Genomic DNA, 15,845 nt, shown 5'->3' with positions numbered 1-15,845 from the left:
CATTTATTAGAATAAAGGTAAAATGCAGGCTTATCCTGAGTTTACTGAATGCTTACATTCACATTGATGATATCTGGATAGAAGCCATTTTGAAAATCGCTTGCTTCTAGTTCAAAAGTATCAGTATTACCAGTGCCGGTATACAAGTATTTAACTCCACCTTTTCTCATCAATTCCTGAGAAAATGATGATTTACCAGCTTCTTTAGCCGGAATCCCGTTTATAACTAAAATACCGTTTGTAGGTAAGGTTTTAATGTTATAAAAGATATTTTTATCTGTAGTACCTTCTAGCTTTAAGTCTTGGATAGTAAGAATCTTATATCCAGTATTGGCATTAACCGTTAATCCAGTATTGAGTAAATCTCTTAATACCGTTTGCGCTACACTTTTTATCAGCATGTAGGGCCTTCTGTTTGCCGGAGCCTCTTTAGTTGCAAAATAATAAAGGGGTGTATTTGGTGTGAAAATACCAATATTGATAAAAGTTTTATTGCTATTGATAGCATCTATATAAGCAGAGGTAATTATACCGGTTTGCCACCTAAAATTACTTTCAGAATTAACAGGAAAAGAAAATAAAGGTACAGAGCCAGGTATAGGTGCATTATTCCAATTAATGGTGTTTTCTTGCCAATCAATATTTTGATCTTCATTGATAAGGATTGTTCCCGCACCATCTATCCTATTTAAAAAGAAATAAACTTCAACAGAACCAATCCTTTCTGTAAATGATGGTCTTCTAACCGCAAATTGTGTAATCCCCCTTCGTGTAAAACTCATATCTGTTGGGAAATTTTTAACAGACATGGTAGTTACAGAGCCATAATTGGTATTTCTTAAGGTTGAACTACCACCATTAACGTAAGAATCTTTAGTAACGGGAATGGAATCTACTTTTACTGTAGCATTTCCAGCATCCTTATTAGAGGTACTCGGGATATAATTGGTAAAAGAAGTAACCACATGTGCAATACCATTTTTAAATTCTAGATTTTGAGTTCTTACAATTGATGATGGAGAAGCCAATCTTGGAGAACTATTTATGGTAAACCTGTAAGCATCTGCTGTAGCTACTGTTCTGGTAAAGTACAAAGAATCATTATTTAAGGATTCAAATGACTTTGTTTCTGATACTTGTAAATCAAATGATCTAACTCTTTGACTAATTATAGTACTCAAAAGTAAGTTTTTCATTACTGCCGGTGGCACATCTTGTAAACTGCTATAACCTAAAGCAGAAGTTATCAAATTATTAATAGCGGTATTATTAGGAATAATTACGGTAAGATTACCATCACTGTTTAGCAAATCTTTTAACCCTGCATGTTCAATGGCTTTACCATACATACCAATTTCTGTTAAATCGTTTTCATGAAAATTATCCTCAGCAAGAAACTCCCAGATGGTTTTATTTTTAAGATCTATACCTGCCGGAATAGGGTTTGGGTCTACATCTTTTAACAACTGTAACTTATTGCATGAAGTGCCAATTAAAACTATAATTAGAACACTTATAAATATTTTAACCTTTTTCATAAACTATTTATAAAAATCATTTTGTTCAATATTTGGATTCTGTCTGATGATATTTAAGTTAATAGGCCAAAGGATATTTGCCGGATTGGTAATTTTACCATTGGTTCTATTTTGCATCACCTGGATAACTTTTCCGGTTCTAACCAAATCAAACCAGCGCTTACCTTCAAAGCAAAGCTCTTTTTTTCTCTCTTCTAGGATATAATCCTCGGCAGCATCATTACTTAAAGCTAAAAAAGCAGCTCTTTCGGAATTACTAGTAACACCTGTATTTAACCTATTATAAGGATTAGGATTATTAATCACATACCTAGCTGGATTAGAACCAGGAACTAATGTTTCAACCTCAACGGGACCGAAAGCCCTTTCTCTAACTTGCTTAATAAGTGTCCACGCAGCAGAACGCTGATTAGTTTTAACTAATGCTTCTGCTCTGAGTAGTAAGATATCCGATAAACGATAGAGGATAACATTTTTATCATTTTCTGTTACCCTATCAAAAGTACCTTTAGGAAAGTTTTTATAAATCTGATTCTCATTTTTAAAATGTGCAACTGTTCTAAGATCTCCTGATCTGTAGCTGGTTACTAAATCTCTATCAGCAAAAAATTGTGCTACTCCCTGACCACCACCAAATAGTGTTAATAAGCCTGACAATGTATTTTCATCATTATTATAAGCTATTTCTAAAATAGATTCTTTACTAAATCCATCTGTAAACATTTTAGAATACTCTGTTTTATCTACTTCAACTTGTGGTAAAGTATAATAATCTATATTTGGATCATAAAGAGCTGTTAAGCCATATTGCGTATTAGATATTACCCTGGCAGAAGTAGTGATCACACTGTCTGGATCATTCTTCCACATGCAATAATCTGTCATAATTGCATCTACTGCTCCCCTAGTTATTGTGGCTCTGGTTTGTTGAGCATCCGAATAAGAAGTAGGCACTAAATCTCTTGCTAATCTTAAATCTGTTGATATGCGGTTAAAAACTGTGTCTTTAGCTACTCTAGGAGTTTTAAGCGCATTTAAATCTGATGGATTTTCTACTGGCTCGGTAATCAAAGGCACATCGCCCCAAACCCTTACTAAATAGAAATAAGCTAAAGCTCTTAAGGCATAAGCTTGCCCTAACACCCTATTGTATTCTGTTGTTCTTCCAACATACAAACCTTTATCATTCATTATTTTTACATTCTTTATAATCAGGTTAGCCTGATTAATAATGACATAAAAATTTCCCCAATCTGTAACTGGAAGGTTTGCATCAAGTCTATTAAAGATAACAGCTATATTTTGAGTGTTATTTTCTAAATATAAACCGCAGATATCTGATCTCGAATCACCATAAAAGAAAAACTCCGTATTTAATGCAGTTTGTAATCTTAAATAGGTTCCTGTTAAAACTGCACTAGCTTGTGCAGGCTCATTCCAAAAATTATCAGAACCATATTGTGTTAGAGGGTCTCTATCTAATGCAGAATTACATGAATTTAGCATTACTAAAGACGATAGTCCAATAATAAAAGAGGATATATATTTTGCTTTCATCATTTTAGAATTTTGCGTTTAAGGTTAAGTTAAAAGATCTGGTTCTAGGAAAAGAACCATTGTCTAGACCGTAACCAAGTGGATTATTTCCTGTACTGATTTCGGGATCATAACCGCTGTAACTTCCCCATGTAAATAAATTTTGAACACTAACACCAATATTAGCGCTACTTAATTTTAACTTATTTACAATATTTCTAGGAAGATTATAGGCCAAAGAAGTGTTTTGCAACCTAACGAATGTTCCGTCTTCAATAAATCTATCACTAATAGCATAGGTTTCCATAGGATCCCCTTTTATAATTCTAGGAACATCTGTTACATCACCCGGTTTTCTCCATCTTCTTAATTGATTAGTTGAGTAATTGGTATCGAAGATACTTCCATCTAAGCTTCTTACAAGATTATTAAACAAATCATTACCTATTACATAATTGAGGAAGAAACTAAATGTAAAGTTCTTATAGCGAAAAGTATTTTGTAAGCCTCCAAATGCTTTAGGAGTAGGGTCTCCTATAATTTGTAAATCATCTAGATTAATGACTCCATCACCATTAACATCTTCATAAATCACGTCTCCAGCCTTATAAATAGCACCACTAGAAGACCCCTTTCTGTAAGGAATAACATTTCCGTTAGCGTCAGTAGTATAAACATTATCTTCATCTCTAGCATATACCCCTAAAGCTTTAAAACCGTAAAATACACCTACAGCTTCCCCTACTCTTGCTAAAGAAAACTGATTAGGACGATAATCTTCATTACCTGGTAATTCTGTTACCGTATTTTTGTTAATACCAATGGTAAATATGGAAGACCATTTAAATTTTTTGTCAATAATGACACCATCTAATGCTAATTCAAACCCTTTATTACTTAAACTTCCAAAATTGTAAGGAATAGAATTATAACCGCTTTGAATAGGTATTTGAACATTAAATAATAAATCACTACTGTTTTTAATATAATAATCGGTAGTTACATTAAATCTACCTTTCAAAAAACTTAAATCTAGACCTATGTCAAATTGCTTTGTCGTCTCCCATTTCAAATTACCATTTGCAAGATTAGTAGAAACTAAACCTAAATTTCCTAAATAAGACCCTTGTCTGGAGATGGCTCCTTGCGAGGCATAATTACCAATGGTTTGATTACCTGTAATACCGTAACTTGCTCTCAACTTACCTTCATAAAGCCAAGTTAAATCAGATGCAAATTTTTCACTGGAAAATTTCCATCCAGCTGAAACAGATGGAAAATAAGAAGCTTGATTATTTTCACCAAATCTTGAAGATGCATCCCTTCTTAAAACAAGTGATAATAGATACTTTGATTTGTAGTTATAGTTTGCTCTTCCAAAAAATGATGCTAAAGCATTTTCTTCCTGAGTTTGACTAAAATTGGTAATATTTGCAGAGCCCGCAATTGAAGTTATCTGGTTATCTATATTTCCAATACCCCTAACATAGGTTTCATCAGTTCTGAATAATTGGTAAGATTGCCCTAAAAGAAAATCGAAATTATGATTTTTCTTAATTTTCAATTTATAGGTTAGGATATTTTCATTTATAAATGAGGATCTTACTTCTGGTCTAAAATCACTAAAAATAGATCTTACAGAACTTGCTGTACTAAAGATGGGCGGACTAAAGAAATAAGAATCTGTTGTACTGTAATCTACAGATATATTGGTTTTAAAAACAAGATCTTTAAGGATATTCACACTGATTTCTTGTTTACCCAATAAACGCCACCTTTTAATATCGTTTGTAGAATATATGGCCTGTGCTAAAGCACTTGGCCTATTACCTTCAAATAATGGAATAACTTCACCAGTTATCGGGTCGTAAGGCCCATAAACAGGCAGTGCAGATAGGTATCTACTAATGATACTATTATTTTGCCTATTATACAAAAAGTTAGAGAGATTGAAGTTGGTTGAGCCTTGAATTGTTTTACTTATTTTATAGTTGATTCTAGAAGTAGCAAATAGCTGTTTGTATTGAGTTTCTACTACTATAGGCTTTAAATCTCGGTAACCAGCACTAATGTAATAATCTATTGTTCTATCTTTAGATGCTCCGTTAACACTCATATCTAACTTGTATTGCAAAGCCTGTCTATACATGATGTCTTGCCAATTGTAAGAATCCCTGTAGTAAGGATGTAAGGAATCAATAACAGAAACTTTAGTGGTTAGTATATCTGTAGAGTTATAAATAGACTCTGTATAAGCTTCTCTAAAATCTCTGGCGTTAAGAATACCAATCTTTCTTGTTAACTCAACCAAACTACTATTAAAGGAAAAATTAATAACAGGCTTTACTGTTGTACCTTTTTTAGTTGTGATGATAATGACACCATTACTTGCTCTTGAACCATAAATGGAAGCTGTAGCACCATCCTTTAATACTTCAATAGATTCAATATCAGATGGATTGATATCATTTAAAGGACTAAAAGAGGCTTCATCATTTAAAGCACCATAATTATCATTATTTACAGGTATTCCATCAATAATAAATAAAGGCTGGCTGGCTCCGTTAATAGAGGAAACGCCTCTTAAAGTGATATTTGCCCCCGCTCCTGGCTCGCCAGAATTGGTTGTAATTTGTAAACCTGCAATCTTCCCTTGTAAACTGGTATTCAGTGAACCTCCAGAAAATTGATCCATTTGGTCTGCTTTAATAGAACCAATAGACCCTGTAACTTCACTTCTTTTTTGTGTACCATAACCCACAACCACTACCTCGTCAAGTTTGGATAGATTTTGTGACAGATTTACTTGATAATTATTTTTTTGTAATTCTTTAATAGAAATTTCTGATGAATTATAACCTACATAAGAAAATATAAGTATATCCTGCTCTTTCATATTTGAGAGCGTATATTTTCCGTCTACATCAGTAATAGCTTTCTTTTGTTGGGCTTTAACACTAACGGTAACACCTGGTAAGGGACTGTTATCGCTAGCATCAATTACTAGTCCTGTGATTTTTAAGTTTTGTGCCTGAATTTCTAAGCTAATCGTACTTAAAAAAATCGCAAATAACAGAATTTTGCAATTTTGATAAAATTGTTTCATGAAACGTTAATTAAGGTTTATTAAAAGGTTTATAAGAAATCTAAATCAACCTGATAAATAGCAACACTCCAATAATTAATAATATCCCAATAAAGAATAAATTAAGTTGCGGTTTTAAATTGCTATTTTTCAAATCAAAATAAATTATCTGTTTAAATCAAAATTGAAAAAATAGTGTATGAGTTTTTCATGCTGTTTTTTTCAAACAAGCATGCTTAATGTGACATTGTACAAAATATGAAAATAGCTTTGCTTATCATTAAAAAACATGTATAAAGAGTTAGCATAAATATTAATAGTCTTATAAATTTGATAAATGCTTACATCAAACTAGTTCTTTTGAAACATTAGAAAGTACTTAAGCTCAATAAGAGTAGATAAATTAGCTCCATCAATTATTAATCTTTAATCATGAATTATAAAACCATTATGATGGTGCTAGGTCTTTCTTTAACCAGCGCCTCTCTTTGCTTTTCTCAAGCTAAACAATCAGGTAATTATTTATCTGAATATGTTGAAGCTAAAACCTGGAGTATAGATGCTAACAGAAACTCTAAATACTCTGACTGGAAGAAATTTGAAACCAGACTTATTGACAATTTTAATGACTTTAAACCTGTTGATAAAATTACCTTCAATAAATATGGAAGTGATTTGTCACTAAAATTTAAATCTACAGGTTTTTTTAGGATTGAAAAGATCAACAACAGGTGGTGGATTATTGACCCAGATGGCTACGCAGGCACCAATGTTTCTATTAACAGTGTCTCAAGAGGAACATCTGACAGAAATAAGACTGCTTTTGAAAAATATTTTAATAATAGCAATGATGAATGGGCACAAGAAACACATCAAAAAATTATTGATTTAGGATTTAACAGCATTGGTTCTTGGTCTGATTATGAAAGCTTCATCAATCATAATAAAGTAGCTAAAAAACCTGTTTCTTACTGTATCATTCTAAATTTCATGGCTGCTTATACCAGAGAAAGAGGCGGAAGTTATAAAGAATTGGGGAACACAGGACATAAAAAAGGTCTTATTTACGCTTTTGATCCAGAATTTCCAGCTTTCTGCAAAAAGCTAGCAAAAAAAATTGATGAATTTAAGAAAGATCCGAATTTGTTTGGGTATTTCACTGATAATGAAATCCCCTTTTCTACCACCAATTTAGAAGAGTACTTAAAAATATCAAATCAGAATGACCCCAATTATTTAGCTGCAAAAAACTGGCTTACTGAAAAGGGAATTACAGAGAAAGAATTGACACCAGAACTTAAAAATGAGTTTATGGCTTTGGCAGCGGAGAAATATTATAGTGCCGTTCATCATGCTATTAAAAGTGTTGATGCTAATCATCTCATTTTAGGTACCAGGTTATATAGAAGTGAGAAAAATAGCCCAGAATTTATGAAGGTAGCAGGTAAATACAGTGACATTATATCTATTAACTATTATGGTGCATGGACACCTAGTAAAGAAAGAATGCAGCAATGGGGTGATTGGGCAGGTAAACCTTTTATGATCACAGAGTTCTATACCAAGGGCGTTGATACAGGTTTTCCTAATCTTTCTGGTGCCGGATGGCAGGTAAGAAATCAGGAAGATAGAGGAAAAGCTTACCAAAATTTTTGTTTAGGATTGTTAGAATCTAAAAATTGTGTTGGATGGCATTGGTTTAAATATCAAGATAATGATCCAGACAATAAAAAAGCAACCGGCTCTAATACAGATTCAAATAAGGGAATAGTTGATAATGACTATCAATTTTACACTCCTCTTTCAAACAAAATGAAACAACTTAACATGAATAGATATAGGTTGATTTCCTATTTTGATAGCTTGAATAAATAATTCTTATGAGAAACACTTTAAAATTTATCCTTATACTTTCTTGTTATTTATTCTCTCATGAAATATTTGCTCAAACAAGAATTATAAAATCTATTAATAGTAATTGGCTTTTTCATAAGGGTGGCTTAAACGGGTTACCCTGGGATGAAAAAAATGAAAATTGGACAAAAATTTCTATTCCTCATAGTTGGAATGATAAAGATGTTGTAGATGATGAGCCTGGATATTATAGAGGTATTAGCTGGTACAGTAAAACTATTGATATCCCAAAAGACTGGAAATCAAAATCTATTTATCTTCATTTTGAAGGTGCTGCACAAGTTGCAGAAGTTTTTATAGATGGAAAATTTGTAGGTAAACACATTGGTAGCTATACGGCTTTCAGCTTTAATATTGATCAATATTTAAATGATCATGATTCTGTAACAAAACATCAAATACATGTAAAGTTAGACAATAGCCATCATGAAGATATAGCTCCATTATCAGCAGACTTTACTTTTTTTGGGGGTATTTATCGTGATGTATATTTGAAAGTTGTAGATAAAATCCATTTTGATATGGATAATGTAGCATCAAATGGTATTTTTATTTCTACCCCTCAAGTGAGTAAAACTTCAGCTTCTTTAGCTATCAAAGGTAATTTATCAAATTATACTGGGCAAACAGAGGAGCTTATTATTCATCATACACTTTTGAACGCAAACCATGAAATTGTAGCGAAGAAAAGTCAGAAAATTAAAGCATTCAAAGATAAAAAAACGTCATTCTCTTTTCTTTTTGAGAATATAAATAACCCTCATTTATGGTCTACAAAAAATCCTTATCTCTATAAAGTAGTTTCTACCATTCAAACCCAAAAAAGTGGACAGGTATTAGACCAGTTAGAAAATCCAGTGGGTTTTAGATGGTTTAATTTTGATGCTGATAAAGGTTTCTTTTTAAATGGCGAACCATTAAAGCTTATAGGAGCCAGCAGACATCAAGATTATTTAAATAAAGCAAATGCGCTATCTGATGCTTTACACACCCGTGATGTACAACTTCTTAAAGCAATGGGTGCTAATTTTTTAAGAGTAGCTCATTATCCACAAGATCCTGCAATTTTAGAAGCTTGTGACAGGCTGGGGATACTTACATCTGTGGAAACTCCATTGGTTAACAGGATTACAGAGACTGAAGCTTTTGCCAACAATGCTAAACAGATGCATTTGGAAATGATCAGACAAAATTATAATCACCCAAGCATTATCATTTGGGCTTATATGAATGAAATTATGCTAAGACCTAGATATGAAAAAGGTTCTGCTGCACAAGACACCTATTTCAATCGCGTAGCTCAGTTAGCCCAAGAACTAGAAAATTTAACACTAAAAGAAGACCAAACCAGATACACCATGATACCTAACCATGGTAACTTTGCTTTATATAAAAAATATAAACTTACAGAAATACCAAAACTAGTAGGTTGGAATTTGTATCAAGGTTGGTATGGGGCTAATTTAAAGGGCTTTGATAAATTCTTGGACCAACATCATCAGGAACTTCCTCATAAACCTCTTTTAGTAACAGAATATGGTGCAGACTCTGACACCAGAATACATAGCAACTCGCCCGAAAGATTCGATAAATCGGTAGAATATGCAACCCTATACCATGATTCTTACATAAATGCTATACTTGAAAGACCTTTTGTCTCTGCAGCAATGATTTGGAATCTGGCAGAATTTAATGCAGAAGAAAGAGCAGAAGCTACTCCGCACATGAATACAAAAGGGATACTTACTTATAATCGTGAACCTAAAGATCCTTACAGGTACTATCAGGCTCGTTTGTTAAAAACCCCTTTCGTACAAATTGGCTCTAAAGAATGGAACTTGAGAACAGGTTTTGCAGATACAGATACCAGTTTAACCTCTACTCAAAACATTCAAGTTTTCTCTAATATGCCAACTATTAAACTACTTTTAAATGGTATACATGAATTTAAAGAGAAAACCATCAACGGAATTGCAACTTTTAAAGTACCATTTAAAGATGGAATAAATACGTTGTTAGCTAGTGTAGAGCATGAAAAGAAAATGATTACAGACCTGCTTAATATAGATTTCAGGTTGGTAAATCAAAATCTTAGAAACCCTCTCATACCATTTCAACAATTAAATGTGAGTTTAGGTGATAAAAGAATATTTCATGATAACGTTAATCACGAAATATGGATACCAGAACAAGCTTACAAAACCGGAAGTTGGGGTTTTGTTGGTGGCGAAATTTATAAAATACCAAATAACGTAAGACAATCTTTTGGTTCTGATAAAGATATTTTAGGTACAAATTTAGACCCTATTTATCAAACTCAAAGAATAGGTTTAGAAGCTTTTAGATTTGATGTACCAGACGGTAAGTATGAAGTTGTTTTACACTTTGCCGAGCTTTTATCCAAGAAAAGTAAAGAGGAATTGGTTTATAATTTAAGTTCACAGAAAAATACAGAAGAGTTTAAAGAACGTGAATTTGATGTATTTATTAACGATAAGAAAGTTATGGCCAATTTCGGTACAGCGTTTGAACTTATCCCTGAAACTGCTGTTGGCGAAAAGTTTATTATTTATGCTAAAGATAACAAGGGAATAATAGTAAGCTTTAGAGAAATAAAAAATAAAAGTATTTTAAATGGTATCCAAATAAAACGAGTATTTTAAAGTGAAAAGAGGCTGTCTCAAAAATCATATTTGTCACATTGAGTGGAGTCGAAATGTTCTCTGATATACTCAGAAAAGGCTTAGACTCCGCTCAGCCTGACACAAAATGGTGATTTGAGACAGCCTCTACTTTATTGTAAAGAATTATTTATTCAACTTTAATAATTCTGCTCCGGCTAATAAGAAAGGACCAATAGCATGTTGGTCATGTGTAATTCTTGAGCGATTTAAATAATATTGAACATCTTCACTCATATCTGTTGGTGGGCAGGTATCTTTAATTTTAAAATCCTTAGTAAGCTTCGTTTGTAAACCTTCCCAACCTTTAATACCTGTTTGTTTATAAGACTGATCTAACCAACCTTCATTTACCCCTTTTAAAATACAATAAGTAAACATCCCAGAACAAGAAGATTCTGTAAAACTTTCTTTTACATTTATCACCTGATGCCATAAGCCATCTGGTGCCTGATATTTTTGTAAACCTTTAACTACTTTATTAAATATGGCTAGCAGTTTTTCTTTTTGAGGATGCTCTTTTGGTAAATTATCTAACAAATCTGTTAAAGCCATAATAAACCATCCATTACCTCTACCCCAAAAATGAGCAGCTGTTTTTTGAGTACTCTCTAGCCATAAACAATGCATTAATTCATTTTTATTATCCCACAAATATTCATCATACTTTAAAGTTTCTGAGATAGCTTTTTCTAAATATGCTTCTTTGTTTGTTAATTTCCACATTCTTACCCAAAAAGGAGATACCATGTAAATATCATCTATCTGTACAGCTTTAGAATTATAATTAACCTCTTTAAATCTAACAAAGGTCTCGTCTTTTAATTTTGGTGCTGAAGCTAGAAAATCTTCAAAAATTTTAATTCCTTTTAACTTTTCAGGAGTTGGATAAAGTGCCTGTTGATCTGCAAAAGCGGCTATCATTCCACAATGCCACATTTCATCTGGCTTACTGTACCATAACATACTTTTTATCTGCTCGTTTTTTATCTCGCTATTCTGATAAGCACAGAAAAAATCAACATTACGTTTAGCATAGCTGGCATAAGCCTTATTCTGAAAACTTAGTCCTAATTGATCCATAGCTTCCATAATCATGAAATTCTGGTACATCCATTCATTATATCTAGAAGGATTCTCACCTACTTTTAGCTCGTTTAAATGATAGTTTGTATTGCTTATAACTTCATTGGCTACTTTTTTAATCACGAATTTATTAGTGCATGAAGAGAATATTAAAGAAAGAACAAAAAGAAAAAGCTTTAAATGTTTAGTAGAAGACATCATGGTGATTATTGAAGTATTAATTTTGAATATTTTATTTGTTTAGAGGTAGTCATCTGCAATAGGTATAATCCAGATGATAATTGGTCTTTAAGATTTAAAACAACATGTTTTTGCTTAGTATTATCTAGTTTAACATGATATTTCTCGGTACCAGATAAATCATAGATTTTAATCTCTTTAATTTCTTCTTGAGTATTAAAAATAATATTTACCAATCCTGAAGAAGGATTTGGATACACCTGTACTGTATCATCTAATTGAGGTAAAAACGTTACTACTTTAGTCCCATAATCGGTTTGTTTGCCATCTAAATCATACTGAATTAGCTTGTAATAATGATTACCAATACTTGGATTTTGGTGGTAAAAGCTATAAAGAACAGGGGTACTACTATTTAATTTACCAGATGTTTTTTTTATCTGTTTAAAATGAATACCATCTGTGCTATGCAATAACTCAAAATAATCATGATGATATTCTTCAGCTGTCTCCCATAAAATCTTTACTTCGTTGCTTAATTTAACGGCAGTAAATTGTTTTAAAACCACAGGCAAGGTTTGATTTCCGGTAATTAAATAATTTCGTAACCGATATATATCCTTTGAGATTTTTGAAAAAGAATTTTTCATCGGTTCCCACCATTCATAGTCTTTATTTAATAAGCCTTTATTGCTGCCTGCTAAAGGATCAGTACTACTGGCAGGGTCATCTCTATATTTAAAAAACTGAAAGCCTACACTGGCTTTATGCTTTAGAATAGTCATAGTATAATGCTCAAAAAAATCTGCCCGATCTTGTTGAGTATAAACTTTATAACCTGCACCTTCATCATTAGGTAAACCAGAATCCTGTGCCATTGCATAAAACTCACCTATTAAAAAAGGTTTTTGGGCATTATCTGCCCAAACATTTAATCGGGCATTTATAGAAGCTTCTGTCCAAACATTATAATTGTTTGCAGATACAACATCTAAATGCCTCCCGGCAGCCTGAAACAGATAAGGATTTAACAAATCCTGATGTAAACGGCTTCCAATGTAAAGGTGGTTGGTGTCTACTGCTCTAATAGCTGCTTTACACACGCTATAATATCTATCTGCCAAATAACCAGGCCATTCCTGAATATCAGCTTGGTTAGGGTTTGTTAAAACTCCACCATGCCGGCTTTTCATCCAATTTACGGCAGCTATGTAATTAGGATCATTATCGGCCTGAGTTTGACCACCATAATTTGAGACCTTAAGAAAGGCAACAATGAGTTTATCTCCAGAAAATGGATTTCCTAGTTTTACTTCATTATCAGAGAAATATCCTATCAGATTTTTATCAGCTATTTTCTCGGGTGTTATTAAAGTTGAAGCCCTGGTATTTGCATGACTTACAAAATCTGGATCAAATACCGGAAAAATTCCGCTGAGATATAGATTTCTTACTCTTGAATTTGTATAGGTATAAGTATCGCCCAAATTTAGCCTTGGTGTATAAGGCATTACCGTAATGGTTTCATCAGAAAAGTTGCCAATAGTATTACTATTAATTTCTCTAAGCTGATGAACAGGATCTACCCCACCTCCAGGTAAGACCTGATTTACAGCAGTTGAATAGAACAGAAAACCTTCAGGATCAACAAAATTCCAAACACCACTTACTGGGTTTTTATAGGTAGTAAAGAAAGCTTTGGTTGTACCTACATAATCATCTGATGAGGCTAAATAATGATTCAAATTAGCCGATCTGTTAATCTCATTCAGTACATTGGTTTGATACGTTGTGCCACTAACTATAGTAATATTCTTTGAAGTTATTTGATAACCTGTAAAAGGTGGTGTACTCGTTGGCGCAACACCATTTATCATGATATTGTCTATAGCGAAACTTGGTCTGCTACCAGCATTTCCAGAAACAGCTCTAATGATCCATCGTAGTTGTACTACAGGTTGGTTATTACAGGCAAGAGGTAATTTAAAAATCGAGTTTTTGATATCAACTCCATTTACCCCTGTGGTATTTGTTGTTGTACCATTTTTGGCAACATTATTTACATTGGTAAAACTTCCAGTCTCACCTATTCTATATTGCAGAACTAATGTATTTAACATATTATTTACTGAGCCATCGTATAAATTTCTCAATACCATGGCATCAAAACTTATTTGTACCTGATTAGGACTCATGACAGAGCTTGTATTTATAGCTAGTACAATAGCTAAATCGCTGAAACTACTGCTTAACAACCCTAATTTTCCGCTATAATCATAAATTCCTGTTGTTGTGCTGGAAGCATTACCAGACTGTCTGATATTTAAATCTGAAATAGGCTCGTTTGTCCTAACAGTAGTGCTTGGGGCTCCATTAGCAACTAACCACCCTTTAAAACCATTGGGATAAACAGCATTTCCATTACCCGTTAGAGACGAAAAATCCTGAACATAACCACCTGTTATATCTTGAGGAGTAGGTTGTGTTTGCCCACATAACAAGCATGGAAATAATAATATCGTTCCTAAAAATATAAGCTTTATAAAATTTTTCATTCTGTTTCCTCCAAGTAATCCAAATCTTTAGTAAAGGTTTCCTCCATGTATTTTAAAGCCCAAAATGCTAAGCCTAAACTGATGATGCCTACTGCTATACCTGCATGTATTAAGTTGTTATTGAAAAAGCCTGTGAAGAACTGAAACAACAAACTAAGCGGTACCACTGCTCCTCTTACTACATTGGGTACTGTTGTAGTTACCGTTGCCCTGATATTGGTTCCAAACTGCTCGGTTGCTATCGTCATGAAGATGACCCAGTAGCCTACTGAGAATCCTAAAAATATACAGATACTGTAAAAAGTAATTAAACTGATTTGACTGGAGCCTAGAAATAAACTTATACCTATGACGGATAAAAACAGGTAAACATACACTACCTTCTTCCTGCTTTTTAGGTATTGGCTTAGCAAACCACTTGCTATATCGCCTAGCACCAAACCTGCATAACAGCAAGCTACAGCTGCTCCGCCGTTTACTTCGCCATCTACTTGTAATACCTTGCCAAACTCTGGTGATAAGGTAATTAATATCCCTACTACAAACCATAGGGGTACTCCTATCACCACACAGCCTAAGTATTTTAAAAAACGCTTTCGGCTTTTTAGTAACATCATAAAATCTCCACTCTTCTCATTACTATGGTGGGCTTTCTTAAACATGCCTGATTCTGTTACTCCTACTCGAAGTAATAATAATGACAGTCCTAATCCTCCGCCTATGAAAAATGAGGTGCGCCAATCAAAATACTGGGCTATGAAATAGGCTACCACTGCCCCACTTACCCCTATAGAGGCTACTATCGTAGTGGCGTAACCTCGCTTCTCTTTGGGCATAATCTCTGCTACCAGGGTTATTCCTGCTCCTAATTCTCCCGCTAGTCCAAAGCCTGCTATAAAACGCCAAAAGGCGTATGCATCTGTACTTTCTACAAAGCCATTAGCAATATTGGCTATAGAATAGATAAATATGGAACCAAATAACACGGATAATCTACCTTTCTTATCTCCTAATACGCCCCACACCAATCCCCCTATCAGTAATCCCAACATCTGGGCATTTAGTATGTACATGCCTTCATTCGTTAAGGTATCTCCTGTTAAGCCCATAGATACTAAACTGGGTACTCTTACGATGCTAAACAGTAATAAATCATAGATGTCTACAAAATAGCCTAAGGCTGCTACTACTACCGCTGCGTTTAATATTCTTGTCTTGTTTTTATCGTTATTCATGTATAATGCTATTCTGAAGCTATATTAATTTTTAA

The 15,845-nt window shown here is 33.3% G+C and carries 8 protein-coding genes; 2 read left to right on the top strand and 6 right to left on the bottom strand.

Going from position 1 to position 15,845, the window contains the following annotated elements; translation table 11 throughout:
- Window positions 1–41 precede the first annotated feature (41 nt).
- From B2745_RS06420 to B2745_RS06410, 3 genes are read right to left on the bottom strand one after another with little or no spacing between them, the layout of a single operon-like run.
- Entirely contained in the window at window positions 42–1,538 is a 1,497-nt protein-coding gene (locus B2745_RS06420; RefSeq protein WP_304064420.1) for a DUF7594 domain-containing protein, read from the bottom strand.
- A 3-nt stretch (window positions 1,539–1,541) separates the two neighbouring features.
- Window positions 1,542–3,098, bottom strand: coding sequence for a RagB/SusD family nutrient uptake outer membrane protein (locus B2745_RS06415; protein ID WP_304064418.1), 1,557 nt, complete (start codon window positions 3,096–3,098; stop codon window positions 1,542–1,544).
- A 1-nt stretch (window position 3,099) separates the two neighbouring features.
- The gene (locus B2745_RS06410) at window positions 3,100–6,180 is read right to left on the bottom strand and encodes a SusC/RagA family TonB-linked outer membrane protein (RefSeq protein ID WP_304064417.1); all 3,081 of its coding nucleotides are present in this window, start codon (window positions 6,178–6,180) and stop codon (window positions 3,100–3,102) included.
- A 411-nt stretch (window positions 6,181–6,591) separates the two neighbouring features.
- On the opposite strand from B2745_RS06410, the gene B2745_RS06405 reads away from it, so the two are divergent.
- Window positions 6,592–8,034, top strand: coding sequence for a hypothetical protein (locus tag B2745_RS06405; RefSeq protein ID WP_304064415.1), 1,443 nt, complete (start codon window positions 6,592–6,594; stop codon window positions 8,032–8,034).
- A 5-nt stretch (window positions 8,035–8,039) separates the two neighbouring features.
- Entirely contained in the window at window positions 8,040–10,736 is a 2,697-nt protein-coding gene (locus B2745_RS06400) for a glycoside hydrolase family 2 TIM barrel-domain containing protein (RefSeq protein WP_304064413.1), read from the top strand.
- Between the two features lie 144 nt (window positions 10,737–10,880).
- Here B2745_RS06400 and B2745_RS06395 read toward each other — a convergent pair whose 3' ends face one another.
- From B2745_RS06395 to B2745_RS06385, 3 genes are all read right to left on the bottom strand, one after another.
- Window positions 10,881–11,963, bottom strand: coding sequence for a glycoside hydrolase family 88/105 protein (locus tag B2745_RS06395; RefSeq protein WP_304064412.1), 1,083 nt, complete (start codon window positions 11,961–11,963; stop codon window positions 10,881–10,883).
- Between the two features lie 83 nt (window positions 11,964–12,046).
- Entirely contained in the window at window positions 12,047–14,575 is a 2,529-nt protein-coding gene (locus B2745_RS06390; protein WP_304064411.1) for a T9SS type A sorting domain-containing protein, read from the bottom strand.
- The gene (locus tag B2745_RS06385) at window positions 14,572–15,810 is read right to left on the bottom strand and encodes an MFS transporter (protein ID WP_304064410.1); all 1,239 of its coding nucleotides are present in this window, start codon (window positions 15,808–15,810) and stop codon (window positions 14,572–14,574) included. The genes B2745_RS06390 and B2745_RS06385 overlap by 4 nt, the downstream gene beginning before the upstream one ends.
- Window positions 15,811–15,845: the final 35 nt, after the last annotated feature.

The sequence above is a fragment of the Pedobacter glucosidilyticus genome (assembly GCF_002483235.1).
Classification (GTDB): domain Bacteria; phylum Bacteroidota; class Bacteroidia; order Sphingobacteriales; family Sphingobacteriaceae; genus Pseudopedobacter; species Pseudopedobacter glucosidilyticum_B.
The sequence above is the reverse complement of the archived record's forward strand: the minus strand, read 5'-3'. Positions and strand labels throughout refer to the sequence as shown.